Genomic DNA, 24,335 nt, shown 5'->3' on the forward strand with positions numbered 1-24,335 from the left:
CTGCCGGACGGCCTTGCCCGGTGCCCGTCGCAGGCACGGACTAATCTTGGGGACATGTCGAGCCCCGCCGAGCGGTACGCCGCGGCGCGCCGCCGGGCCGCCCAGGCCTCACAGTTCCCGGCGCTGGAAGAGTTCACCGCTGACCTGGGGTTCGACCTCGACGACTTCCAGCGCGAGGCGTGTCAGGCCCTGGAGCGGGGCAGCGGTGTGCTGGTGTGCGCGCCGACCGGTGCCGGCAAGACGGTGGTCGGCGAGTTCGCCGTACACCTGGCGCTGCGCGGCACGCCGGGGCAGCCGGCGCCGACCGACGGCACCCGGCGCAAGTGTTTCTACACCACGCCGATCAAGGCGCTGTCCAACCAGAAGTACCACGACCTGGTGGACCGCTACGGTGCCGAGCAGGTGGGGCTGCTCACCGGCGACAACGCCATCAACGGCGACGCGCCCGTGGTGGTGATGACCACCGAGGTGCTGCGCAACATGCTCTACGCCGGCTCGGCCACTCTCCAGGGCCTGGCGTACGTGGTGATGGACGAGGTGCACTACCTGGCCGACCGGTTCCGGGGCGGGGTGTGGGAAGAGGTGATCATCCACCTGCCCGCGTCGGTCACCCTGGTGTCGTTGTCGGCGACGGTCTCCAACGCCGAGGAGTTCGCCGACTGGCTGATCACCGTGCGCGGCGAGACCACGGTGGTGGTCAGCGAGCACCGGCCGGTGCCGCTGTGGCAGCACATGCTGGTCGGCAAGCGGATGTTCGACCTGTTCCACGACGCCGCCGCCGCCCGCAAGCACGACGTGCATCCGGAGCTGCTGCGCTACACCCGGGAGACGATGCGCCGCCTCGACCTGGGTGAGGGGCGTTCGGCCGGGCCCGGCGGCGGGCGTCGCGGACCGCGCTGGCGCGGTCCGATGCGGCCCGACATCGTCGAGCGGTTGGACCGCGAGGGGCTGCTGCCGGCGATCCTGTTCATCTTCAGCCGGGCCGGCTGCGCCGCCGCGGTGCAGCAGTGCCTGGCCGCCGGGCTGCGGCTCACCTCGCCCGAGGAGCGGGCCGAGATCCGCCGGGTGGTGGAGTCCCGGATCACCGCCATTCCGGGTGAGGACCTGTCGGTGCTCGGCTACTGGGAGTGGCTCGACGGCCTGGAGCGTGGGCTGGCGTCGCACCACGCCGGGATGCTGCCGGCGTTCAAGGAGGTCGTCGAGGAGCTGTTCGTCCGGGGGCTGGTCAAGGCGGTCTTCGCCACCGAGACCCTGGCGCTGGGCATCAACATGCCGGCCCGCTGCGTGGTGCTGGAACGACTGGTCAAGTACAACGGCGAGGCGCATGTCGACCTGACACCGGGGGAGTACACGCAGCTCACCGGGCGGGCCGGGCGCCGGGGCATCGACGTGGAGGGGCACGCCGTGGTGGTGTGGTCCCCGGAGACCGACCCCCGGCACGTGGCCGGTCTCGCCTCCACCCGCACGTATCCGCTGCGGTCCAGCTTCCGACCGTCGTACAACATGGCGGTGAACCTGGTCGGCAGCGTCGGCGCGGAGCCGGCCCGGGCGTTGCTGGAGTCCTCGTTCGCGCAGTTCCAGGCGGACCGGTCGGTGGTCGGGCTGGCCCGGCAGGTGCAGCGCAACGACGAGACCATCGAGGCGTACGGAGTGGAGGCGGAGTGCCACCACGGCGACTTCGACGAGTACTTCGCGCTGCGGGTGGCCATCGCCGACCGGGAACGGGCCATCGCCCGACAGGGGCAGAGCCAGCGCCGGGCGGCGGCGGTGACGGCGCTGGAACGCCTGCGCGTCGGTGACGTGATCCGGGTGCCCTCCGGGCGGCGGGCCGGTCTGGCCGTCGTGCTCGACCCGGCCGCCGGTGGGTTCAGCGAGCCCCGCCCGCTGGTGCTGACCCAGGACCGCTGGGCCGGGCGGGTCAGTCCCGCCGACTTCACCACGCCCGCCGAGGTGCTGGCCCGGATCCGGGTGCCGAAGCACTTCAACCACCGTAACCCCGCCGCCCGGCGGGACCTGGCGGCGCAGGTCAGCGGCACCGGCCTGGACCGGCACAGCCGTCGGGGCGCCCGGGGCCGGCAGTCGGGGGAGGACCACCAGGTCACCCAGCTGCGCGCCGAACTCCGGCGCCACCCGTGCCACGCCTGCCCGGAACGGGAGGAGCACGCCCGGTGGGCCGAGCGCCGTCGGCGGCTGGAGCGGGACACCGAGGAACTGCGTCAGCGGGTGGCCGGTCGGACGGGTTCGCTGGCGCGGACCTTCGACCGGATCGTCGCGCTGCTCACCTCCCGGGGGTACCTCACCGCCGAGGCGGAGGTGACCGACGCCGGACGGATGCTCGCCCGGATCTGGACGGAGGCCGACCTACTCGTCGCGGAGTGCCTGCGCCGGGGGGTCTGGGACGGACTGTCGCCAGCCGAGTTGGCCGCGGCGGTCTCCGTGGTGGTCTTCGAGGCCCGCCGCGACGTCGACGAGCGCGCCTCGTTGCCACGCGGTCCGGTGGCCGAGGCGGTCGAGGCGACCCTGAAGCTGTGGGGCGAGATCGAGGCCGACGAGGCGGCGCGCGGGCTGACCGTCACCCGGGAGCCGGATCTGGGCTTCGCGTGGCCGATCTACCGTTGGGCCCGGGGCGAAGCGTTGGCGAAGGTGCTGGCCAGTGGGCATGAACTCGACGGTGAGATGCCGGCCGGCGACTTCGTCCGGTGGGCCCGCCAGGTGGTCGACCTGCTGGGTCAGTTGGCCGACTCCGGTGGTGCCTCGGCCGAGCTGCGGGCCACCGCACGGCAGGCGATCGGAGTGGTCAACCGGGGTGTGCTCGCCTACCATGCGCCCGCCTGAGCATTACCCAGAGTGATCACCGGGCGGTCGAATCGACGCAGCTCTGCGTCATCGTGAGGGCACCGAAAGCAGTGTCCGGTGATCCTATTGTGCCTGGTAGGGCGTTCCCCGATCATGTTACCGGCGCGTCAGCTGCGTGCCGGCACAGCTCTGGGGGGAGCCACCTTGGCAGAAATCAATCACTTTGAGTACGGATGGATCACACCGGCGCTCAGCTATGCGTTGTCGGTGCTCGGTTCCATCCTCGGCCTGGTCTGCGCCAGCCGGATCCGTACCGCGCCCAGCGCCGGTCAGCGGGCCTGGTGGGGGGTGCTCGCGGCCTGGGCGTTGGGCGGCACCGCGATCTGGACCATGCACTTCATGGCCATGCTCGGCTTCGCCGTCACCGGCTCCCGGATCCGGTACGACGTGCCGGTCACCGTCGCCAGCGCGTTGATCGCGGTGGTGGCGGTCGGCATCGGGTTGGCCATCGTGGGGACCGGCCGACTCTCGGTGGTACGCGTCCTCGTCGGGGGCCTGTTCACCGGCGCCGGGGTGGCGGCGATGCACTACACGGGCATGGCCGCGATGCGGATGGACGGGCGGCTGGGCTACGACCAGGTGCGGGTGGCGCTCTCCGTGCTGATCGCCGTGGTCGCCGCCACCGTCGCGCTCTGGCTCGCGATGACCGTCCGCCGGGGGCTGGCGATCTTCGCCTCGGCGCTGGTGATGGGCGTGGCGGTCAACGGCATGCACTTCACCGGGATGAGTGCCCTCTCGGTGCACCTGCACGAACGACAGGGCGACGTCACCGGTGCCGAGGTGGGCACGCTGCTGATCCCGATCGTACTGCTGGTGATCTTCGGTGTGGTGGGGCTGATCTACGCGCTGCTCGCCGCGCCCACCGACGACGACCTCGCCGCGGCGGCGTACCTGGGCACCCGGCAGGTCCGGCCGGCGGCGGCGGAGCCGGCCGCGGTCGACGTCCCCGATCCGGTGGGGCTGCGCGCCCGCTCCACCCTGGCCCGACCGGGCGCGCAGTTCCCGTCCCGGCGGGACCACCCTCCGCGCTGACCCACGCGGTGCCGGCCGGGCCGGTCGTGGCCCCGAGCGACGTCGGTCGGGGCCACGACCCGGTCAGGACAGGGCCCTCAGGTACGGCCCGTGGTTGCGGCTGAACTCCCACTGGTAGTAGCGGTCCCAGTTGATCGACCAGGTCATCAGCCCGCGGAAGTCGGGGTTGGTGCCGCTGCGCGGGGTGTAGCCGCCGCAGCCCTCTCCTCGGACCAGGCAGGTGACCGCCGACTGGACACCGGCCGGGGCGAGGTAGCCGTTACCGGCGCTGACCGAGGACGGTGCGCCGAAGGCGACCTGGTCCGCCCGCAGGGCGGGGAAGCGGCGATCCGGGTTGCCGGCGACCGGGAAGCCGGCGAGCAGCATGTCGGTCATCGCGGCGTGGAACTCGGCGCTGCCCATGCCGTGGTACTGGTTGTCCAACCCCATGCGGCCGTCCCGGCCGGACGGTCGCGGAAAGTGTCGTACCCGACACCGAAGATGTATCCATGGCTGTCCCTGCGCTCACCCCACGCGACCTCCCGCCGCGCTCGCTGCCACTGCGCGAGGCGCGCACCAGACTGAGTCAGCTCGTCGCGATGGCGGAGCTGACCGACACCGTCACCGTGGTCACCCGCGACGGCGACCCTCGACCCGTCGCGGCGATCGTGCCGGTCGCCGCGGTCCGCACCGCCGCACAGGTCCGCGCCGACGCCGACCGGCTGGCCGAGGTCACCGCCGGCTGGGCACGGCGCCTCGAGGCACTGCGCGAGCAGACCGGCCGCCGGCACGCCGCCGAGCTGCGGGCGATCCGGGCGGCGCTCGCCGAGGCGTGGACGGAGCTGGAGCGACGGGCCGCGCCGGGTGATCCCGCGCTGGCCCGACTGCGCGCCGCCCACGCCGACCGCCTGGCCGGCTGACCACACCCCGCCGCGGCGGCCCGGGTCACGCTTGGGCAACTGTGCGTCGCCCGGTGGCCTCGGTCGGCCACAATGGAGCGCCACGATCAGCCGGTTACGGGGGTGACGATGAGCGAGTTGGATTCGCCCGCCGCGGGTCCGCCGGCCGGGCGACCGGATGGCCCGGGTGTGCCGGATGGCCCGGGTGCGTCGGCGCGGGTGCGCCGGCTCCGCCTGGCCGCCCTGATCCTCCTGCTGGTGGTGGCCGTGGTGGCGATCGTGCGGGCGGTCAGCGTGGCCGGCCCGCCCAGCCGCGCCCAGTTGCGGGAGCAAGCCGGACTGACCGGCAAGCAGGAACTGCTCATCGGGGTCAAGGACGACCAGCCCAGGGTGTCGCAGCTGCTGGAGGGCGGCACGTTCGCGGGCTTCGACATCGAGATCGCATACCTGATCGCGGAGGATCTCGGTTTCGAGGCGGCCCGGGTGAAGTTCCTGCCCATCGAGAGTGAGGATCGGGCCCGCCGCCAGGCGCGCACCCCCGACGGACGCTTCGTCACCGTCGACCTGGTCGTCGCCTCGTACAGCATCACCGCGAAGCGCCGCGAGCAGGGCGTGATCTTCTCGGCGCCCTACCTGCAGACCGAACAGTCGGTGGTCACCCTGAAGTCCGGCGGCCTGCGGCCGACCACCTTCGCCGATCTCGCCGGCAAGAAGGTCTGCACGCTGGCGACCTCGACCGCCGAGCAGAACCTGACCGCGGCCGGGGCGCAGGCCCACGGCCGCAACCGGATCAGCCAGTGCATCCAGGAGCTGTACGACGGCGAGATCGACGCGGTCACCACGGACGCGGCGATCCTGGCCGGCTTCGTGGCGCCGCCGCCGGTCGGCGACCTACCGCCGATGACCAAGCTGACGAACCCGAAGCCGTTGCACCACGCCGACATCGGTGCCGACGGTGACGAACTCTGGGGCGTGAACACCGGCCCCGACCCGGCAATGCGTGACCTGGTCAACCTCTCCCTGGAAGAGGCGCGGACCGGTCGCAACGGCAAACGGTGGCAGGCAGCCTTCGACAAGTACTTCGGCCACGCGCAGCAGTACAACGTCGATCAGCAGGTCGCGGTGGATCGGCAACCGCCGCCGGCGCCATCGGACAAGGTGGAGGTGCGGCGTTGGCCGTGGGAGAGGTTCGCGCTGCCCGACCCGAACCGGCCCCGGCCGGCCCCGTCGCCCGGCGCCGCTCGGGTGCGCGCCAGACGCAACAGTGGCTGCTGACCCTGCTGCCGGCCTTCCCGGTGCTGCTGCTGGTGCTGCGGCTGTGGCGGCTCAGCCGGCAGGACATGTCCACGATGCTGCTGCTCGTGCAGTACGTCAGCCCGCTGGGGTTGCTCAGCGCCCTGCTCATCGCCCTGGTCTGGGTGGTGCCGCTGGTGGTGCTGGTGCCCGTGGTGCTCGGCCGGCTGTGGCAGGTCAGCGCACCGGACCGGTTCGACGCGGAGCGTTCGCTGCTCGCCTACGCCGCCGCGCGTACGCCGGGCTGGGTCCTGGTCGTGTCGGCCGCCCTCGCCGCCCTCACCTGGCAGCTGCGGTTCCTGCCGACCCTGGTGATGTTGCTGGTGTGGCTGGTCGCCCTGCAGTCCCGTGCCCGGTTCCCGGACCGGCCGCGCCTGCTGCTGGCCACCGGCGTGATCCTGCCGATCGTCGTGGCCGCGGCCGGCTACACCTGGCTCGCCCCGGCCATCCGGACCGCCGTGGAGCACGGCGAGCTGGGCACCGCGCTGCTGCTGGCGCTGCCGCCGGCCGGTGCGCTGGTGCTGACCGGGCCGGTGCCGTCGCGGCCGGCCCCGGCGTTGACCCGGGCGGTCGTCTACACCGCCGGTGCCCTGATGCCGTTGGTGACCGGGGTGGTGTTCCTGCGGGTGCCGCTGCTGCCGGCGGTGGCCGTCGAGGTCGGCGAGGCGCAGACCGAGGAGGTGGTACTGGGCGAGGCGGTGACGGTGACCGACCGGATGACCCTCGTGCTGAGTCGCTCCGGTGAGGTCCGTTTCCTGCCCAACGACCACGTCCAGGCGCAGGTGCTCTGCCCCGACGCGGACCGGGTGCCGAACAGTCGGGTGGATGTGGCCGGGTGGCCGGTGGAGGACACCGCCCTGGAGTGGCTGCTGCCGCGCCGCCCCGTCGGCCCGCCGGATCCGCGCTGCACGGGCCTGGTGCCGGGCTATCCGGCGTCGACCTCAGTCGGGTCGTGACCTGCCCTTGAGGCGGCGGCCGAGCTCCCGGGCGATCTCCCGGTCCGCGTCGCGGGCGGCGAGTGCCTGCCGCTTGTCGTACGACCGGCGGCCCTTCGCCACGGCCAGTTCGACCTTGGCCCAGCCGCCGGAGAAGTACATCGACAGCGGTACCAGGGTGAATCCACCCTCCCGGATCTGGGCCAGGATCCGGCCGATCTCCACCCGGCGCAGCAACAGCTTGCGGGTCCGGCGGGGGGCGTGGTTGGTCCAGGTGCCGTAGCCGTACTCGGCGATGTGCAGGCCGTACAGCATGATCTCCCCGTCGCGTTCGTGGGCGAAGGCGTCCACCAACGAGACGCGGCCGGCCCGCAACGACTTGACCTCGGTACCGGCCAGCACGATGCCGGCCTCGTAGGTCTTGAGGATCGTGTAGTCGTGCCGGGCCTTGCGGTTGGACGCGACAAGCGTCCGCTCGCCGTCGCGGGAGGTGCTCACCGGCGAAGGATAGCCGCTGCCCGGGCCCTCGGCGCCGGTCAGCGCCGCCGGTGCCGGGCCCGCAGCTTGCCCACCAGTTCGGTCATCGCGGCCGTGAACCGCGGGTCGGACTCGCCGGGCCAGTGCCCGATGATGGGTGGCGGAACGCTGTCGCCCGGCGGCGACACCACGTCGGCCGGATCCCGCAGCCGCCGGTCGACGGTGCCCGGCGGGCCGGACCGGATCGGTTGCCGCCCCGGTCGGTGCGGCGAGAACACCCAGCCACCGATCGGGTCGGTGTCCCGCCAAAGGTTCACCCACCGCCAGTTCACCCGATCACCCACCTCGCACAGCACCTCGTCGTCGACGTACGCGGGAAAGAGCCGTCCGTAGAGCCGGCGCAGCGGTGACCCGTACGTCAGCAGGGCCAGTTGGCCGCACACCTGGTGCGGCAGTTGCAACACGGTGGCGGCGAGCAGTACGGCGCCGTGGCTGTGGCCGGTCAGCAGCACGCCGTGTCCCTGTTCGGTGAGGTAGGTGATCCGCCGGCTGAGTTCCGGTACCGCCCGTTCCGCGTAGCACGGCGGCGCGAACGGGTGCGCCGCCCGGGGCCAGAACGTGCCCAGGTCCCACACCACCCCGACGTAGCGCCGGAACTCGGCGGTGCGGTAGGCGAAGATGCCGCCGACGAGCAGGCCGAGGACCACCACCGCGATGAGGAGGCTGCCCACCTGGATGCCGAAGTTCGTCGCCGCCTCCGGTATCCCGGTGAGGCGTTGTACGACCACGCCGGGGGAGAGCTCCTGCATGCCGAGCAGGATGGTGGGCATGCCCGCGCCCACCGTGCAGGCGTAGACCACCGCGAGCAGCTCCAGGCGTTCGGTGAACCGGGCCCGGGCGATCGTCCGTTCGACCTGGTACAACCGGTGCCGGGCCGCGGGTGGGGCGTCGGGGAAGTCGCGGGCCACGGTCGCCCGGGCGGTTCGCATCCGGGCGGGGCGGCTGGCCAGGGTCACCACGATCGCCGTCAGCAGTACGATCACGGCGGCCACCAGAAAGACGAAGATCGCCCACTTGAAGCCGAGCGGCGCGCCGATGTTCCGCTCGCCGTCGGCTGCGGCACGACGGTTGAGCAGGTCGGCGACCCGGAAGACGAGGTCCGCGGAGAGGGCGACGGCCAGGCCGGTGGCGACGGCGGCGATGACCGGTGCGCCCAGGCCCTGCAACGGCCCGGCGCCGAGCCCGTCGCGGCCGAGACCGCGACGCATCTCGTCCGGGTCGAGCCGGCCGGTGGGGTCGGCGGGACCGGCGACGGTGCCCCGCAGCTGTCCCCGGCTGGCGAAGACCATGGTGCCGAGTACCAGCAGCAGGACGGCCTGGACCAGGATGACCAGTGCGCCGGTCAGGCTGTACCCCGGCAGTCCCACGCCGGGCCGCCAGGGTGTCGGGTCGATCGCGACGGCCACCAGCACCAGGACCGTCAGCAGGCAGGCGACGGTACGCACGCCGGTGCAGAGCCGGTCCACGAAGCCGTTGGACACGGCGTCGATCCACGGGTGCACGCAGAGAAGTACGGCGCAGCTGCCGAGCAGCGCGGCGGTGCCGACGAGGAGCGCGATGCCCAGGGCTGACGGGCCCGCGGCGACCCGGGCCACCAGCAGCCCGAGACAGAGCGTGGTGAACCCGGTGGCGACGTGCAGCGAACGGAGTCGACCCACCACCGGTGCGCTGTCCCACTGGCCGACGGCGCTGAGTTGGTGTGCGGCCGAGCCGGTCGTGGTGGTGGTGTGGAAGGCGTCGAAGTTGTGGCCCGGTCGGGCACCGAGTCGCCAGACCAGACCGAGGGCGGCGGCCGGTAGCAGGGCGCACACCGCCAGGCGCAGCCCGGTGGGCCGCCCGCCGAGCCAGGACAACCAGGGCCGCCCGGCCAGGCACGACTCGTTCGGCAGGCAGCGCCAGGCGATGACGTCCAGGGCCACCCCCATCGCGGCGAGCACGTACAGCATGGTCAGGGTGAGTGCGAGCAGCCGGCACAGCGCCTTGAGGCAGGCGCCGGAGGCACCCCGGTGGGCCGGGCGCATCCAGATCGCGACGTTGCAGAGCATGAACGGCAGCAGGAAGACCAGCGACAGCGTGCGCACCGTGGTCCCGGAGGGCAGGTCGCTCCACCGGTACGCCTCCACGGTGATCCCGGCTGGGCCCTTGGCGTCCGGATAGCCGGGTAACGGCCGGTGGAAACCGCCGCTGGCGTCCCCGGCGACCTGGTGGCTGTGCGGGCGGCCCAGGATCTGTTCCGCCCCGGCGCCGGAGACGCCGTGAACCCGCAGTTCGATGACGTCGTCCGACGTCTGCGGTGCACTGCTCATCTGCTCCCCGGAACGTGTCCACCGGCCGGGCCGGCCCCGGCCCCGGCCGGGCCGCTACCTGTCTACCGGCCCCGGCCGGACCGCTACGGCGCGGCGCCCACGACTACCCATCCCGGCGACGCTCACGCCTGCGCGGTGCGGGGGTGCCGACCCGGACGACTCGGGCGACTCGGGCGACTCGGGCGTTCGGGTGGACCGATCAACAAAGCCGGGCTTGTAATCCTACTTTCTCGGTAGGAATATAGGGATGCGATTCGCCCGGTACGCCGTCGGCGGCGGGCGCTCGCCCATCCCTCCCGACCCGCCGAAGGAACTCCGATGAGCAACCCGGAACCCCGACCGTCACCCACCGCGCCCGAGAGCCGGTTCGCCTTCAACGAGGACTGGGCCGCGACCATCCTGGGCCTGGCCCTGCTCGGCCTGGTCCTGGTCGGCGCGATCCCCGCCGGGCTGGTGCCCTGATGACCGCCGACGCCACCCGACCCGTACCGGACGCCGACCCGTCGGACCACCGGCCACCGGTCGCCACCAGCACCGAGCCGCCGTCGACCGAGCCGCCGTCGACCGAGCCGGCCGACCCGCCAGCGGATCCAGCGGCCGTGCCGCCCGCTGCGGCTGCCCGATCCGGCCCGTTCTGGGCCTGGACCGCCGTCGGTCTGCTGGTGGTCCTGGTCCTCGCCGGGCTGACCCGCTATCTCGAACAGAACGTGCCCGAGTGGGCGGCCGGCACCGCGGTGGAGGACGTCGCGGCGGCGATCGAGTACCCGGTCTACGCCATCCTGCTGGGCCTGCTCGGCAATCTCGTGGTCACGCTGACCGGGCTGCGCGACCGGATCGCCGCCGCCTTCCGTACCGAGTTCTTCATCAAGACCGGCCTGGTGCTGCTCGGCGCCTCGATCAACCTGGCCGTGATCGCCAGCGCCGCCGGACCGGCCATCGCCCAGGCGGTTCTGCTGATCACCGGGGTGTTCCTGTTCACCTGGTGGCTGGCCGGCCGGCTCGGCCTGGACGACAGGTTGCGTGCCCTGCTCGCCTCGGCCGTCTCGATCTGCGGGGTCAGCGCGGCCATCGCCGCCGCCGGGGCGGTCCGCGCCCGCCGGGAACAACTCGCCTACACGGCCAGCCTGGTGATCGTCTTCGCCCTACCGTCGATCTTCCTGCTGCCCTGGTTGGCCGACCTGCTCGGTCTGGAATCGGCGGTGGCCGGCGCCTGGATCGGCGGCAACATCGACACCACCGCGGCGGTCACCGCGGCCGGTGCGCTGGCCGGTGAGGACGCCCTGCAGATCGCCAGCATCGTCAAGGTCACTCAGAACGCCCTGATGGGAGTGGTCGCGGTGGCGCTCACCGCGTACTTCGCGCTGCACGTCGAGCGGCGGGCCGGTGCGGCTCGTCCCGGGCTCGGTGAGCTGTGGCGTCGATTCCCGAAGTTCGTCCTGGGCTTCGTCGCGGCGTCGGTGATCGCCACCTGGTACCTCGACGCGGCCGGTGCCGACGGCAAGGCGACCATCTCGATCGTCAACGACCTGCGGACCTGGTTCTTCATCCTGGCGTTCGTCAGCATCGGGCTGGAGGTGCGGGTGGCGGCGCTGCGGCAGGCCGGTTGGCGTCCGGTGGCGGTGTTCGGTGCGGCCACCGTGTTCAACCTGGTCCTCGCGCTCGGCCTGGCCTCGCTGCTGTTCGCCGGCTTCACGGTCAGCTGATCTCGCCGACGGCCCGCGGCCGGGGACCGGGCGAAACCGGTCCCCGGCACGGGGGCGCCGGCACGGGGGCGCCGGCACGGGGGCGCCGGCACGGCGGCGCCGCCGGCCGGGGCGTACGCCGGCGCCTCAGGGTGCCGGCACGCCGAGGCGGTCGAGCAGGCGGCGGCGCAGCGCACCGAACGCCGGATCGTCGGGGGACCGGGTCGGCCCGAGGTGCACCGGCAACTCCTCGGCGATGACACCGTCCTCCAGTACGAGCAGGCGGTCGGCGAGCAGCAGCGCCTCCTCCACGTCGTGGGTGACCAGCAGCGCGGCGAAGCCGTGTTCGGCGCGCAGCCGACGCAACAGACCCTGCATGCGCAGCCGGGTGAGCGCGTCGAGCGCACCGAACGGTTCGTCGAGCAACAGTACGTCCGGTTCGCGGACCAGCGCCCGGGCGACCGCGACCCGTTGCGCCTGCCCGCCGGAGAGTTCGGCGGGCCAGGCCCGGTGCCGGTCGGCGAGGCCGACCTCGGCCAGCGCCCGGGCGACCCGGCCTGCCACGTCCGGTCCGGCGAGTCCGAGCGCGACGTTGGCCGCGACCCGCTTCCACGGCAGCAGCCGGTGCTCCTGGAAGACCACCGCGGCGGTGCCCCGCAGGTCGATCTCGCCGGTGGCCTCGGCGTCCAGCCCGGCGAGGATCCGCAGCAGGGTGCTCTTGCCCGAGCCGCTGCCGCCGAGCAGGGCGACCACCTCGCCCGGTGCGATGCCCAGCGAGACGCCGGCCAGCACCGGTACGGCACCGAAGTCGCGGCGTACGTCGGCGGCGGTCAGCACCGGTGCGCCGGTCAGGTGGCCCGGAGTCCGCGTCGCCATGACAGCGTCCTCCTCTCCAGGGTGCGGATGGCCACGTCGGAGAGCAGGCCGAGCAGGGCGTAGACGAGCAGGCCGAGGACCACCACGTCGGTCTGGCTGAACTCCCGGGCCTCCATCATCAGGAAGCCGATCCCGGTCTGCGCGTTGACCTGCTCGCCGACCACGAGGCTGAGCCAGGCGGCGCCGATGGCCAACCGCAGGCCGAGGAAGAGCGCGGGCAGGGCACCGGGCAGCACCACGTGCCGCAGCCGGGCGGCGAGCCCCAGCCCGCAGGTACGGGCCGCCTCCACCAGCCGCTCGTCGATATCCCGGATGCCGGCGTACGTGTTGAAGTAGAGGGGGAAGAAGGCGCCGAGCGCCACCAGGCTGACCTTCAGCGACTCGCCGATGCCGACCCAGATGATCAGCAGCGGTACCAGGCCGAGATGCGGCAGCATCCGGGCCATCTGCACCGGCGGGTCGACCAGGTCGTCGCCGACGCGCAGCAGTCCCGCGAGGGCGCCGAGGAGCAGGGCGAGCCCGCCGCCGATGAGCAGGCCGGTGCCGGCCCGGGTGAGCGAGTCGAGCAGGTGGGTCAGCAGGGTGCCGTCGCGGGCCAGCCGCCAACCGGTGGCCAGCACCGTACTGGGTGCGGGCAGCTTCTCCGGCGCCAGCAGCCCGAAGCGGGCCGCCGCCTCCCAACCGGTGACCAGCAGCAGCGGGGTGGCCGACCGGCGCCAGGCCAGGGTGCGTCCGGGCCGTCGGGCGGGGCCCGGCGTGGTGGCCGGGGCGGTCACCGGTGCCGGCGGTACGAGGGCTGCCCTGGTCACTGGAACACCTTGGTGAAGCGGTCGTCGATTCGGCCGCGGATGTCGACCGGTTCGGGGATGAGGTCGAGGGTGGCGAAGCCGTCGGCGATGGCCTGCAACTCGTCGCCGACGGCCGGGGTGACCGGGGCCAGGGCGCGGGCGCTGCGGGCCAGGGCCCGGCTGGTGACGTCCTCGGGGATCTTCAGTTCCGGGGCGAGCACCGCGGCGCGTTCGGCCGGGTTGGCGATTCCCCAGTCGGTGACCGTCCGGTACGTCCGCAGGAACGCCTCGATCTGCTCGGACTTCTGCGCCAACGCGTCCGGATGGGCCAGCACGTACTCGCGGTTGCTGGCCAGGCCGGTGGCGTCGGCGAGGATGCGTACCCCCGGTCGCTCGGCGAGGGCGAAGTAGGGATCCCAGATCACCCAGGCGTCGACCTGCCCGTTGTCGAAGGCGGGCCGGCCCTCGGCGGGCTTGAGGTACTTGACGTTGATGTCCTGCAACGTCAGGTTGTTCGCCGCCAGCAGGCGGACCAGCAGCCAGTGCACGTTGGAGCCCTTGTTCAGCGCCACCGTACGGCCCTTGAGGTCGGCGAAGGTGCGCAGCCCGGAGTCCTCCTTGACCAGTACCGCCTCGCCCTGCGGGATCGGCTCCGAGGTGCCGATGATCTGGAACGGGATCCGGCCGGCGGCGGCGAAGATCGGTGGTGCCTCCCCGGTCTGGCCGATGTCGATGGAGCCCGCCTTGAGCGCCTCGGTCAGCGCCGGGCCGCTCTCGAACAGCGACCACTCGGCGTCGGGCGCCTCGGCGCGGGCCTTGACCAGGCTCAGTCCGCCGAAGCGTTGGTAGCCGATGCGCAGTCGGGGAGTGTCGCCGCCGGCGGACTCGCCGCCGCAGCCGGTCAGCGCGCCGACGGCGACCAGGGTGAGCGTCGCCAGGGCGGCGGTGACGCGGAAGCGGCGTGGGGCAGGGGTACGCATGAGGACTCCTCGACAGCGGCAGGGGGAACCGGCGGACATCGACGACCGTCCGGCGGCGCCAACAGCCTACTAACCCGATAGGTTTTATGGGTAGTCTGTTCGGGTGTCGGCACGACTCCCCCGGAGCCGGTCGACCCGACCAGCCACACCTCGCCCCGGAGGATCGAGCCATGTCGTTGACGTTCCACTGGTTCCTGCCCACCTACGGCGACAGCCGGGACATCGTCGGTGGCGGCCACGGCGTGCCGGTGGGCCGGGCCGGCGGCTCCCGCCCGCCCACCGTCGCCTACCTGGGGCAGATCGCCCGCACCGCCGAACAGCTGGGCTTCGTCGGCGCGCTGACGCCCACCGGGGCCTGGTGCGAGGACGCCTGGCTGAGCACCGCCATGCTGGCCGAGGTCACCGAGCGGCTGAAGTTCCTGGTGGCCTTCCGGCCCGGCCTGCTCTCGCCGACCCTCGCCGCCCAGATGGGCGCGACCTTCCAGCGGCTGTCCGGTGGCCGGCTGCTGGTCAACGTCGTCACCGGTGGCGAGGCCCACGAGCAGCGCGCCTACGGCGACTTCCTGGACAAGGACGCCCGGTACGCCCGCACCGACGAGTTCCTGCACGTGGTACGCGCCCTGTGGGCCGGCGAGACGGTCGACCACGCGGGCGAACACGTCCGGGTCGAACAGGCCCGACTGGCCCGGCTACCCGACCCGGCGCCGCCGGTCTACTTCGGCGGTTCGTCCGCGGCGGCCGGTCCGGTCGCGGCCCGGCACAGCGACGTCTACCTCACCTGGGGGGAGCCGCCGGCCCAGGTCGCCGCCAAGCTCGACTGGATCCGAGGGCTGGCCGCCGCGGCCGGGCGTACCGTCCGCTTCGGCATCCGGCTGCACGTCATCGCGCGGGACACCAGCGACGAGGCGTGGGCCCAGGCCCGCCGGCTGCTGGCCGGCATCGCCGAGGCCGACCTGCGGGCCGCGCAGGAGGGGCTGCGCCGCAGCGAGTCGGAGGGCCAACGCCGGATGCTCGACCTGCACGGTGGCGCCCGGGACGGCCTGGAGGTCGCTCCCAACCTGTGGGCCGGCTTCGGGCTGGTACGCGGCGGCGCCGGTACCGCCCTGGTCGGCGACCACACCGAGGTGGCCGACCGGATCGCCGAGTACCACGCCCTCGGCATCGACGAGTTCGTGCTGTCCGGACAGCCGCACCTGGAGGAGGCGTACTGGTTCGGTGAGGGGGTGTTGCCGGTCCTGCGCGAGCGCGGGCTGTGGCGGCATCCGGCGGGCGACCCGGCGACCGCCGCCCAGCCCGCCGGGATCCCGTTCGCCACGCCGCCCGTACCGTCCGGATCCCCCCTCGACAGCGCGCCGGCAGCCGAACTCACCCCGGCCGCCAGCTGAGGCCGCCGACCGGCTCACCCCTGCCGGCGGGCGAAGAACTCGGCCAACACCTGGGTGTGGGTGGAGAACGCCAGCTCGGTGGGGGCGGTCAGCACCAGCCACTCGGTGGCCTCCGTGGTCGGCGCCGACGGCGGCAGCTCCCCGACCGGGCGGGCGGGCAACTCGCCGAAGATCATCATCGTGCCGCCGGCCGGAGCGCTGTGCACCGCGACCAGCCTCGCCCCGGCCGGGTCGGCGTGCAGCCCGGTCTCCTCGCGCAACTCGCGGACCAGCGCGTCCTGCCACTGTTCGCCGTACTCGATGAAACCGCCGGGCAGCGCGAGTAGCCCGCGGGCCGGCTCGATGTCGCGCCGGACGACGACCACGCCGGGCCCGGTCGGTGTGCGTACCGGCAGCAGGGCCACCGCCACCGGCAGCGGGTTACGCCAGACCGTCTGGTCGCAGGCGGCGCAGAGCCGGGGCCAGCCGGCGTCCGCCGGATAGGCCGTGCCGCAGTACGAGCAGTGCGAGTACGCCACCCCGGTCATGCCGATGCACGTTACCGGCGCCGCCGCGGTGGTGCTGCGTCCGGGTCAACGGGTGACCAGGCGGGCGTTGCCGATCGCGTCCATCCGTCCCCAGCGACCGGGGATCTCGAGCAGTTCGATGCGGCCGAACCGTTGCGGCACCGCCGGATGCACCACCAGGTGTTCGCCGTACGGCTCCAGGCCCAGCAGGGTACGCAGCAGCAGGAAGGTCGCCCCCGTGGCGGACGCCTGCGGGCTGTTCGACGCCGGGTACGGCACCGGGTACCGGGTCAGCTCCCGGTCGTAGCCGGCGAACGCCTCCGGCATCCGCCCGGCGAAGTGCTGGGCGGCGTCGATGATGCTCTCGGCGATGAGGCCCGCCTCGGCGACGAAGCCGTACCGGTACAGCCCGCAGGCGATCAGCGAGTTGTCGAACGGCCACACCGCGCCGACGTGGTAACCGAGCGGGTTGTAGCTGGTCTGGCCGGTGGCGAGGGTGCGTACCCCCCAGCCGGAGAACAACCGGGGCCCGAGCAGGTGGCCCGCCACCGCCTCGGCCCTGGGCCGCTCGACGATCCCGCTCCACAGCAGGTGACCCATGTTCGACGCCAGCGCGTCGACCTGGTCGCCGTCCGGGCCGAGCGCCAACGCGAAGTACTCGCCGTCGGCGATCCAGAAGTCCTGGTTGAACCGCCGCTTCAGCTCCTCCGCCTGCCGCTCCAGGCGGTCGGCGTACGCCGGATCACCCCAGAACTCGCGGGCCAGTCGCGCCCCGCGCCGCTTGGCGTCGTACGCGTAGCCCTGCAACTCGCAGGTGGCCCGGGGCAGCCCGGGCAACCGGCCGTCGCGGTAGCAGATCGCCTCCGGCGAGTCCTTCCAGCAGTGGTTCAGCGCGCCGCTGCGCTCGTTGCGCGGCTGGTACCAGAGGTAACCGTCCCCGCGCAGGTCGCCGTACTCGTCGATCCAGTGCAGCGCGGCCCGGGTGGCGTCCTCTAGCTCGCGCACCAGGGCGGCGTCGCCGGTCCAGCGCTCGTACTCGTCGAGCAGTACGACGAACAGCGGCGTGACGTCGGCGCCGCCGAAGTACGGCGACTGTGGTCGCTCCTCGAACGCCGCCATCTCGCCGTACCGGAACTCGTTGAGCATCTTTCCGGGCTCCTCGTCCCGGAAGTCGTCGAGCACCGACCCCTGGTCCAGGGCGAGCAGCCGCAGGGTGGTGGCGGCCAGCCCGGGGACGAAGGGCAGGGTCTGGAAACTGGTGATGATGGAGTCGCGGCCGATGATCGTGGCCGACCAGGGCAGTCCGGCGGCCAGCATCGTCTCGTGCGGCATGGCGAGGGGGGAGAAGCGCAACCCGGCCAGATCCACCAGGCCGCGCTGGTAGGTCATGGTCATCGGTTCCCAGTCGCAGTGCAGCCGGGGCGCGTCGGCCAGCCAGTGGGTCAGGTCGTGGCGCAGTTGCGAACCGACCTGGGCCTCGGCGTACCGCAACCGGTCCCGTACGTCGGCGCCGTCCGGCCGCAGCACCAACCCCTTGACGCGCAGCGTCGTACTCCACTTGCCCTGTGGGCCGATCCGGATCCGGAAGGTGAACCCGCGTTCGTCGACCTCCGCCGCCTCACTGGTGGAGACGTCCGTGACCCGGTGGAACTTGTCTCGCCGGTAGCCCAGCCGCAGGCAGTCCTCCGCGACCTCCCGGTAACCGCGCAGCGCCGACGCCTGCGGCCAGACCACGTGGTAGATCGGCGCGAAGTCGGAGTCGATGTCGATGCGGACCACGTGGTCGACCGACTGGCCGGTGTGGTTGAGCACGGTGAGGCGTTCGGTGAAGCTGCTGTCCGCGATCCACCGGTCGCGGATGACCGATGCCTTGGCGTCGACGTAGTGGGTCGGATTGCCGGGCACCAGGAAGAACCGGATCCGGTAGTAGCTCGGCTCGTGCACCGCCAGCGGGTGCAGCGGCTCCCCGTCGATGCTCAACCGCCAGGTGGAGAGCAGCCTGGTGTCGAAGCCGAAGAAGCCGGCCGGGTTGGTGGGGCTGAAGGTCATGTCCCCGTTGTCCTCGCTGAGCGCGAAGATGTTGCCGTCGAGGATCCGGACCAGCTTCTTCATCACGCCGCCGAACCGCCCGTCGGTTGCTGCCGCCCGGCAGCCGCCCGCGGGTGGCGGGCGCCGGGGGGCGGGGCGAACAGCCGTTCGAGAACCATCACGAGGCGGAAGTCGCCGTCGGCGGTGAAGTCGTTGCGCAGCCACGCCGGTACCGGCTTCACCTCGCCGCGGGCCATCCGGAGAAACAGCTCCCGGTCGGCGTTGATCACCGTGTCGGCGTCCTCGGCGCCACCCCGGCCCACGGTGATCCGGCCCTGGTCGATGGCGGCCAGCCAGTGCTCCACGCCGTCGGGGCCGTCGAGGTCGAAACGGACCGTCCCGGAGATCTGCCGCAGCATCCGCGCGCCGTTGCGGGCGAGGCCTTCGAAGAAGTCGCTCACCGCGTCCGACATCGCACCTCCCGGGGCCGTGCCCGGCCGACGGCGGTCGGCGGCTGGGGAGCCGAACCCGCGGCACGCGCGTCGGTCAAGCCCTGTCACTGTATGGGACTTTAGCGACTTTAGTTCGAGTATGTGGTGATGTGCGGTAAGCCGGCCGGGCCGAGGGCGGTCGCCGTCGTGGACGAATGCGATTGGCTTCCGGTGTCGGTCGGCCTATGGTGGGTCGATGTACCCCGCCGCACTCTCGGACCGCGTCGCCGTAGCCACGGCGACCTCGCTGTCCGTCGCGGCGACCCGTCGGGGTCGGATCTGCGCGCAGGCCGGTGACGGCCAGCCCCGCCCCGCCGGCCGGAGCCCTCCGGAACTCGTCCACCCAGCACGGACGACCAAGGGCGAAGCCAACGGCTTCGGCCTTTTCTTTTTCCGGAGGGAGTTTCTCGACATGAGCACCGACATGTACGACCAGCAGTGGCTCACCGAACTGGAGTCGACGCTGACCCACGAGTACGAGACGCAGACGGCTCGGCTGACCCAGCTGACGGCCGACACCGGCGACCCGGCCGAGGCGCACACCAACGCCGCGTTGATCATCGCCGCCCGGCAGAGCATCGAGCAGATCGCCGGTGCGCTGCGGCGACTGGCCGCGGGGCGGTACGGCGACTGCGAGAAGTGCGGTACGGCCATCCCACGGGAGCGGCTGGAGATCCTGCCGCACGCCCGGTTCTGCGTACCCTGCCAGCAGAAGCAGAACGGCTGACCCGGGTCGGGCCGCCGGACCGGTCTATCCGGGCGGCGGCCCGTCCCCGCTCGGCGTGCTGGTGGGCGGCAGGCCGGTCGTGTTGATCACCCCGGGCTGGGCGGGCGGCTGCTGGTCCAGGCTCGCGGTGACGCTGGCGGTCATGCCGTCCGGTCGGCGGGTCAGGGTCAGCGCGCCGGTCAGCTGGTGGGCCAGCCACAGCCCGCGACCACCCGGGGTGTTCGTCGCCGGCAGGTTCACCGTCAGGTCGGCGCCGCCGGGGCCGTGGTCGGTCACCTCACATACCAGCTGGTCGGCGTGTCGGAACAGGTCGAGCCGGCCCTGCCCGCCGCCGTGCAGCACGGCGTTGGTGACCAACTCGTGGACGGCCAGCACGAGATCCTCGGCGGCGTCGCCGCGCAGGCCCGCGGCGGCGATCCGCGCGGCGAGCAGGTGGCGCAGCGTGGTCACCGTCTGCGCGGTGAACGGCAGCGAGAGCAGTGAGGTGACCTCGTCATCGCCGGGAGACGGGCCGCTCGGGCCACTGGCATCCGGTCGACCGAGGTTGTTCATGCAGGCAGAGTACGTCGTCCGGCGGCATCCGCGACCCTTGCCCAGCAGCAAGGACGCCGTACCGGGGGTGGCCTGGGGGCACCGCTACCGTGGCCGCATGCCACAGCTTGCCGCGATCGTCATCCACTGCCGTGACCCTTACCTGATCGCCCCGTTCTGGAGCACTGTCACCGGGCTGCCCATCGTCCCCGACGATCTCAAGAAGCTGGCAGAACGCGCCCTGGGACCGGCCGAATCGGTGCTGCTGGGTGCGTCGACCGGGGACGGCCTGCACATCTGGGTAGCGCCCGCCGAGGAACTGCCCCCGGTGGGCCGCATCCACCTGGACCTGGCGATCGGGGACGGCGAACTCGACGCCATCCTGGCGGCGGGCGCCACCGTGGTCCGTACGCTGCCGCGTTGGACCGTGCTGGCCGACCCGGAGGGAAACGAGTTCTGCGTCTTCCGGCGGCCCTGAGCCCGGTGGTCGGGTGACCGGGATCACCCCGTGCGGCCGGTTGGTCACTGGCCCGACCGGTGTCGCCCGACCCGGTCCCGTGCCGCACTCCGCTGGCCGCCGTCCCCGGCACGTGCTTTGCTCTGCTTCAATCCGCGCAACGCTTGGCACCCGAATCCGCCGCGGGCGCGACGACCACGACAGGGAGACCTCTCGCATGGCCGACTTCGTCGGTGCCGTCGACCAGGGCACCACCAGCACCCGATTCATGATCTTCGACCATGGTGGTAACGAGGTGGGTCGTCACCAGCTCGAACACCAGCAGATCCTGCCGCGGGCCGGTTGGGTGGAGCACAACCCGGTGGAGATCTGGGACCGGACCCAGACCGTCGTACGGACCGCCCTGAACACGCACAGCCTGGCCGCCTCGGATCTGGTCGCGCTCGGCATCACCAACCAGCGGGAGACCACGGTGGTGTGGGACCGGCGCACCGGCCGCCCGTACTACAACGCCATCGTCTGGCAGGACACCCGCACCGACCGGATCGCCGCGGCGCTGGAACGCGACGGCCGGGGCGAGGTCATCCGGCGCAAGGCCGGCGTGCCGCCGGCGACCTACTTCTCGGCCGGCAAGATCCAGTGGATCCTGGAGAACGTCGACGGCGTCCGGGCGGCCGCCGAACGCGGTACGGCCGTCTTCGGCAACACCGACAGTTGGTTGCTCTGGCACCTCACCGGCGGCACCGACGGCGGCGCCCACGTCACCGACCCCACCAACGCCAGCCGCACGATGCTGATGAACCTGGAGACGCTGGACTGGGACGACGAACTGCTCTCCTTCTTCGACATCCCCCGGGCCATGCTGCCGCGGATCGTCGCGTCGTCGGACCCGCACGGCTACGGCGTGACCCGGCCGAGCGGCCCGTTCGCCGGGCCGGTCCGGATCACCGCGGACCTGGGTGACCAGCAGGCGGCCACCGTCGGGCAGGTCTGCTTCGCGCCGGGGGAGGCCAAGAACACCTACGGGACGGGCAACTTCATGCTGCTCAACACCGGTACCGAGATCGTCCGCTCGGCGGCCGGGCTGCTCACCACGGTCTGTTACCAGTTCGCCGACCAGCCGGCCGTGTACGCGCTGGAGGGCAGCATCGCGGTCACCGGGTCGGCGGTGCAGTGGTTGCGCGACCAGCTGAAGATCATCAGTAGTGCCGCGCAGAGCGAGGACCTCGCCCGCCAGGTCGACGACAACGGTGGCGTCTACTTCGTACCGGCCTTCTCCGGCCTGTTCGCCCCGTACTGGCGCGCCGACGCCCGGGGCGCCATCGTCGGGCTGTCCCGCTACAACACCGACGCCCACATCGCCCGGGCGACGCTGGAGGCGATCTGCTACCAGAGCCGCGACGTGGCCGAGGCGATGGCGCAGGACTCGGGGGTGGCCCTGGAGTGCCTCAAGGTCGACGGCGGGGTCACCGTCAACGACCTGTGCATGCAGTTGCAGGCCGACATCCTCGGCGTGCCGGTCAGCCGGCCGGTGGTCGCCGAGACCACCGCCCTCGGCGCGGCCTATGCCGCGGGCCTCGCCGTCGGCTTCTGGAAGAACACCGACGAGTTGCGGGCGAACTGGCACGAGAGCCGGCGCTGGCAGCCGTCCTGGTCCGCGCAGCAGCGCGCGACCGGCTACGCGGGGTGGCGCAAGGCGGTCGGGCGCACCCTCGACTGGGTGGACGTGGCGTGAACGGCGGCGGCCGGATGACCGCGGCTCGCATACCGGCTGTGCCAGTACGGTGACGGCGCGGTGACGGGCGAACCTGGACGGTCTGCCCTAGCATCCCGATATCGGGCCCGGGAGCCTGCCGTGGAGAGGGGCAAACCAATGCGGGTCACCCGCGCGATCGTCGCGGTCGTGGTCGTACTGTCGGCCGGCGTGTTGGCGGGTTCGGCGAACGCGGCCGGACCGTCGCCGTTCGTCGTGGTGAACGGGACGATCCAGCCGGCCACCGGAACACCGCTGCCGCCATCGGGCACGCATGCCACGCTGTGGCACAACGGCAGCCACGCGCTGACCACCGTGCTCGGCCCCGGCACGTTGGTACTGGGCGCCATCGGCGACCACTGTGACGGGTGGCCCGTGGTCCGGGTCAGCGTGGACGGCAGCCCGGTCGGCGAGGTCACCGTCGACAGCACCACCGACTACGGCAGCCACCAGGTGGGGGCGGCGCTGCCGGCGGGGCAGCACACCGTCCGCGTCGACCTGGTCAACGACCGCTTCACCGGCCAGTGCGACCGGAACGTGCATCTGGCGTACGCCCGGGTGGAGTCGGCGCCGGTGGTCGACACCAGGTTCAGCTTCGCGGTCGTACCGGACACCCAGGAGGAGGTGCTGACCGCCTCGGACACCCGGCTGCGGCAGCGCGTCGACTGGCTGGTGGCCCAGCGCGCCGCGCTCGACCTGCGTTTCGTCACGCACTCCGGGGACGTGGTCAACTACGACACCCCCGACCACGTGCAGTACGTCCGGGCCGCCGCCGCGCTGCGACCACTGGAGACGGTCGGGGTGCCGTACACGCTCGCGATCGGCAACCACGACGGGCAGGTCTTCGGTCCCGACGGTGAGCGACGTAGCCCGGCGGGTCCGCTGCTGCGCGACACGACGGTGTTCAACCGCTACTTCACCGCCGAGCGCTTCGGTGGGGTGCAGGGCCGGTTCGAGAGCGGCAAGGTGGACAACGCGTACGCGACCTATGCGGCCGGCGGGGTGCGTTGGCTGGTGCTGACGCTGGAGTTGTGGCCGCGCCGGGCCGCGGTCGCCTGGGCCCAGGCGGTCGTCGCCGCCCACCCCCGGCACAACGTGGTCGTCGTCACCCACCACTACCTGGAGAGTGACGCGACCATCGGGCAGAGCGCCGGCTTCGGCTCCACCAGCCCGCAGTACCTCTACGACAACCTGATCCGGCGCTATCCCAACATCAGGATGGTCTTCTCCGGGCACACCGGCACCGCGGCCTCCCGGGTGGACACCGGTGTGCACGGCAACCGGATCTACTCGTTCCTGCAGACGTTCCACTCCCGTCGGACCAACCCGGTGCGGCTGGTGGAGGTCGACACGGCGGCGAACTCGCTGCGTACCTGGATCTACGCGCCGTACACGGCCGAGAACTTCCCGGCCCACGACCGCACGTACGGCGGCATCGGTCTGGTGCGCTGACCGCCGCGGGCTCCGGTCGCCCGGCGGGGCTGTCGCAGAACTAGCTCGAAACTGTCTCGTTATTGTCCGACGATTCGAGATGCCGGTAGACGGTGGCCCGGGAGACACCGAACGCGGCGGCGATCTCGTCGACCGAGTGGCGGCCCGCCGCGTACATCCGGCGAACGGCCGACACCTGCTCCGGCCCCAGCGCCGGCGGCCGGCCCGGTCGACGCCGGTCGGAAGGGGTGCCGCCGGTGGGCGGCGTCGGCCCGGCCCGGTCCGCGCCGTGGCCTGCCGGCGGCGAGTCGGCCAACAATCGGCGTACGCCGTCGAGGATGTCGGCGCGCAACACCTCGTCGGGTACGTCGGTGAAGAAGAACACCGGATCGCCGCAGGCCGACAGGGCCTGTACCGCGCGGATCCGCTCGCCGACACCGGCATCCGGCCCGGCGACGATCTCGTTGGCCCGCAGCACGATCCGCACCAGCCGCTGGTAGTTGCTGCCCCGGTCGACCAGGGCCAGGTCGTGGTAGAGCATGCCCAGGGAGCGACGATGTCTGAGCATGGTGTCCGCCCAACCCTCGACGAGCATCCACCGGGCCCGCGCGGGCGGCAGCGCGGCGGCGGCGTCGAGCAGGGTCTCCAGATCCCGGATCAGCGGCTCGGCCAGGTCGGTGAGCAGGTGCGCCTTGCTCGGGAAGTGGTAGAGGATCGCCGCCTTGGTCAACCGCAACCGCTCGGCGATCTGGCGCAGTGAGGTGCGCTGGTAGCCCTGCTCGGCGAACAGGTCGAGCGCGGCGCGCAGGATCCGGCTGCGGGTGCCGTCGGTCTCCGCCCAGGTCATGGCCATCACGATAGCC

General features: G+C 72.4%; 22 protein-coding genes and 1 pseudogene. 12 read left to right on the forward strand and 11 right to left on the reverse strand.

What is annotated here, in order from left to right; genetic code table 11:
* The first annotated feature begins 54 nt into the window (after nt 1-54).
* Nucleotides 55-2,835, forward strand: coding sequence for a DEAD/DEAH box helicase (locus D2L64_RS01715; protein ID WP_119572638.1), 2,781 nt, complete (start codon nt 55-57; stop codon nt 2,833-2,835).
* A gap of 165 nt (nt 2,836-3,000) precedes the next feature.
* Nucleotides 3,001-3,888 carry an MHYT domain-containing protein gene (locus D2L64_RS01720; protein WP_119572639.1) on the forward strand — a complete coding sequence of 296 codons (888 nt, stop codon included), beginning with the start codon at nt 3,001-3,003 and terminating at the stop codon, nt 3,886-3,888.
* Between the two features lie 63 nt (nt 3,889-3,951).
* Here D2L64_RS01720 and D2L64_RS01725 read toward each other — a convergent pair.
* Nucleotides 3,952-4,317, reverse strand: a pseudogene (locus D2L64_RS01725) (chitinase); the annotation flags it as partial.
* Nucleotides 4,318-4,376: 59 nt separating this feature from the next.
* Between D2L64_RS01725 and D2L64_RS01730 the strand changes: the two are divergent.
* From D2L64_RS01730 to D2L64_RS01740, 3 genes are all read left to right on the forward strand, one after another.
* Nucleotides 4,377-4,787, forward strand: coding sequence for a type II toxin-antitoxin system Phd/YefM family antitoxin (locus D2L64_RS01730; protein WP_119572640.1), 411 nt, complete (start codon nt 4,377-4,379; stop codon nt 4,785-4,787).
* A gap of 198 nt (nt 4,788-4,985) precedes the next feature.
* Nucleotides 4,986-6,041, forward strand: a complete 1,056-nt coding sequence (locus D2L64_RS01735; protein WP_119572641.1) for a transporter substrate-binding domain-containing protein — start codon at nt 4,986-4,988, stop codon at nt 6,039-6,041.
* Nucleotides 5,945-7,015, forward strand: a complete 1,071-nt coding sequence (locus D2L64_RS01740) for a hypothetical protein (protein WP_119572642.1) — start codon at nt 5,945-5,947, stop codon at nt 7,013-7,015. The genes D2L64_RS01735 and D2L64_RS01740 overlap by 97 nt, the downstream gene beginning before the upstream one ends.
* Here the strand turns inward: D2L64_RS01740 and smpB are convergent.
* Nucleotides 7,001-7,492 (reverse strand): SsrA-binding protein SmpB, encoded by a 492-nt coding sequence (gene smpB / locus D2L64_RS01745; RefSeq protein ID WP_119572643.1) that lies wholly within the window; start codon nt 7,490-7,492, stop codon nt 7,001-7,003. The genes D2L64_RS01740 and smpB overlap by 15 nt on opposite strands.
* A gap of 38 nt (nt 7,493-7,530) precedes the next feature.
* Nucleotides 7,531-9,837 (reverse strand): hypothetical protein, encoded by a 2,307-nt coding sequence (locus D2L64_RS01750; RefSeq protein ID WP_119572644.1) that lies wholly within the window; start codon nt 9,835-9,837, stop codon nt 7,531-7,533.
* A gap of 318 nt (nt 9,838-10,155) precedes the next feature.
* On the opposite strand from D2L64_RS01750, the gene D2L64_RS27475 reads away from it, so the two are divergent.
* Complete coding sequence (locus tag D2L64_RS27475) at nt 10,156-10,299, forward strand: hypothetical protein (RefSeq protein ID WP_199714363.1); 144 nt, start codon at nt 10,156-10,158, stop codon at nt 10,297-10,299.
* Complete coding sequence (locus tag D2L64_RS01755; protein ID WP_233558701.1) at nt 10,299-11,540, forward strand: YeiH family protein; 1,242 nt, start codon at nt 10,299-10,301, stop codon at nt 11,538-11,540. The genes D2L64_RS27475 and D2L64_RS01755 overlap by 1 nt, the downstream gene beginning before the upstream one ends.
* A 126-nt stretch (nt 11,541-11,666) precedes the next feature.
* Here D2L64_RS01755 and D2L64_RS01760 read toward each other — a convergent pair whose 3' ends face one another.
* Genes D2L64_RS01760 through D2L64_RS01770 form a run of 3 tightly spaced genes read right to left on the reverse strand, consistent with a single transcriptional unit; the run spans nt 11,667 to nt 14,163 of the window.
* Nucleotides 11,667-12,395: an ABC transporter ATP-binding protein gene (locus D2L64_RS01760; RefSeq protein WP_119572645.1), complete on the reverse strand. Its 729-nt coding sequence runs from the start codon at nt 12,393-12,395 to the stop codon at nt 11,667-11,669.
* Nucleotides 12,368-13,204, reverse strand: a complete 837-nt coding sequence (locus D2L64_RS01765) for an ABC transporter permease (RefSeq protein WP_119572646.1) — start codon at nt 13,202-13,204, stop codon at nt 12,368-12,370. The genes D2L64_RS01760 and D2L64_RS01765 overlap by 28 nt, the downstream gene beginning before the upstream one ends.
* The gene (locus D2L64_RS01770; RefSeq protein ID WP_119572647.1) at nt 13,201-14,163 is read right to left on the reverse strand and encodes an aliphatic sulfonate ABC transporter substrate-binding protein; all 963 of its coding nucleotides are present in this window, start codon (nt 14,161-14,163) and stop codon (nt 13,201-13,203) included. Before D2L64_RS01770 ends, D2L64_RS01765 begins: the two co-directional genes overlap by 4 nt.
* Before the next feature lie 170 nt (nt 14,164-14,333).
* On the opposite strand from D2L64_RS01770, the gene D2L64_RS01775 reads away from it, so the two are divergent.
* The gene (locus tag D2L64_RS01775; RefSeq protein WP_119572648.1) at nt 14,334-15,548 is read left to right on the forward strand and encodes an LLM class flavin-dependent oxidoreductase; all 1,215 of its coding nucleotides are present in this window, start codon (nt 14,334-14,336) and stop codon (nt 15,546-15,548) included.
* Nucleotides 15,549-15,562: 14 nt separating this feature from the next.
* Here D2L64_RS01775 and D2L64_RS01780 read toward each other — a convergent pair whose 3' ends face one another.
* From D2L64_RS01780 to D2L64_RS01790, 3 genes are read right to left on the reverse strand one after another with little or no spacing between them, the layout of a single operon-like run.
* Nucleotides 15,563-16,075 carry an NUDIX domain-containing protein gene (locus D2L64_RS01780; protein ID WP_119572649.1) on the reverse strand — a complete coding sequence of 171 codons (513 nt, stop codon included), beginning with the start codon at nt 16,073-16,075 and terminating at the stop codon, nt 15,563-15,565.
* Nucleotides 16,076-16,120: 45 nt separating this feature from the next.
* Nucleotides 16,121-18,166 (reverse strand): amylo-alpha-1,6-glucosidase, encoded by a 2,046-nt coding sequence (locus tag D2L64_RS01785; RefSeq protein WP_119572650.1) that lies wholly within the window; start codon nt 18,164-18,166, stop codon nt 16,121-16,123.
* The gene (locus tag D2L64_RS01790; protein WP_119572651.1) at nt 18,166-18,555 is read right to left on the reverse strand and encodes an SCP2 sterol-binding domain-containing protein; all 390 of its coding nucleotides are present in this window, start codon (nt 18,553-18,555) and stop codon (nt 18,166-18,168) included. The genes D2L64_RS01785 and D2L64_RS01790 overlap by 1 nt, the downstream gene beginning before the upstream one ends.
* A gap of 430 nt (nt 18,556-18,985) precedes the next feature.
* Between D2L64_RS01790 and D2L64_RS01795 the strand changes: the two genes are divergently transcribed.
* A complete protein-coding gene (locus D2L64_RS01795) occupies nt 18,986-19,300 on the forward strand; it encodes a TraR/DksA family transcriptional regulator (RefSeq protein ID WP_119572652.1) in 315 nt (104 codons plus the stop codon).
* A gap of 24 nt (nt 19,301-19,324) precedes the next feature.
* Here the strand turns inward: D2L64_RS01795 and D2L64_RS01800 are convergent, their stop codons facing one another.
* Nucleotides 19,325-19,852 carry an ATP-binding protein gene (locus tag D2L64_RS01800; protein WP_119572653.1) on the reverse strand — a complete coding sequence of 176 codons (528 nt, stop codon included), beginning with the start codon at nt 19,850-19,852 and terminating at the stop codon, nt 19,325-19,327.
* A 97-nt stretch (nt 19,853-19,949) separates the two neighbouring features.
* On the opposite strand from D2L64_RS01800, the gene D2L64_RS01805 reads away from it, so the two are divergent.
* From D2L64_RS01805 to D2L64_RS01815, 3 genes are all read left to right on the forward strand, one after another.
* Nucleotides 19,950-20,309 carry a VOC family protein gene (locus D2L64_RS01805; protein ID WP_119572841.1) on the forward strand — a complete coding sequence of 120 codons (360 nt, stop codon included), beginning with the start codon at nt 19,950-19,952 and terminating at the stop codon, nt 20,307-20,309.
* Between the two features lie 196 nt (nt 20,310-20,505).
* Nucleotides 20,506-22,023, forward strand: a complete 1,518-nt coding sequence (gene glpK / locus D2L64_RS01810) for a glycerol kinase GlpK (RefSeq protein WP_119572654.1) — start codon at nt 20,506-20,508, stop codon at nt 22,021-22,023.
* A 138-nt stretch (nt 22,024-22,161) separates the two neighbouring features.
* Entirely contained in the window at nt 22,162-23,493 is a 1,332-nt protein-coding gene (locus D2L64_RS01815; protein WP_119572655.1) for a metallophosphoesterase, read from the forward strand.
* A 40-nt stretch (nt 23,494-23,533) separates the two neighbouring features.
* Here the strand turns inward: D2L64_RS01815 and D2L64_RS01820 are convergent, their stop codons facing one another.
* Nucleotides 23,534-24,319, reverse strand: a complete 786-nt coding sequence (locus D2L64_RS01820) for a TetR family transcriptional regulator (protein ID WP_147376163.1) — start codon at nt 24,317-24,319, stop codon at nt 23,534-23,536.
* Nucleotides 24,320-24,335 lie beyond the last annotated feature (16 nt).

It is taken from the genome of Micromonospora radicis, assembly GCF_003583405.1.
GTDB classification, from domain to species: domain Bacteria; phylum Actinomycetota; class Actinomycetes; order Mycobacteriales; family Micromonosporaceae; genus Micromonospora; species Micromonospora radicis.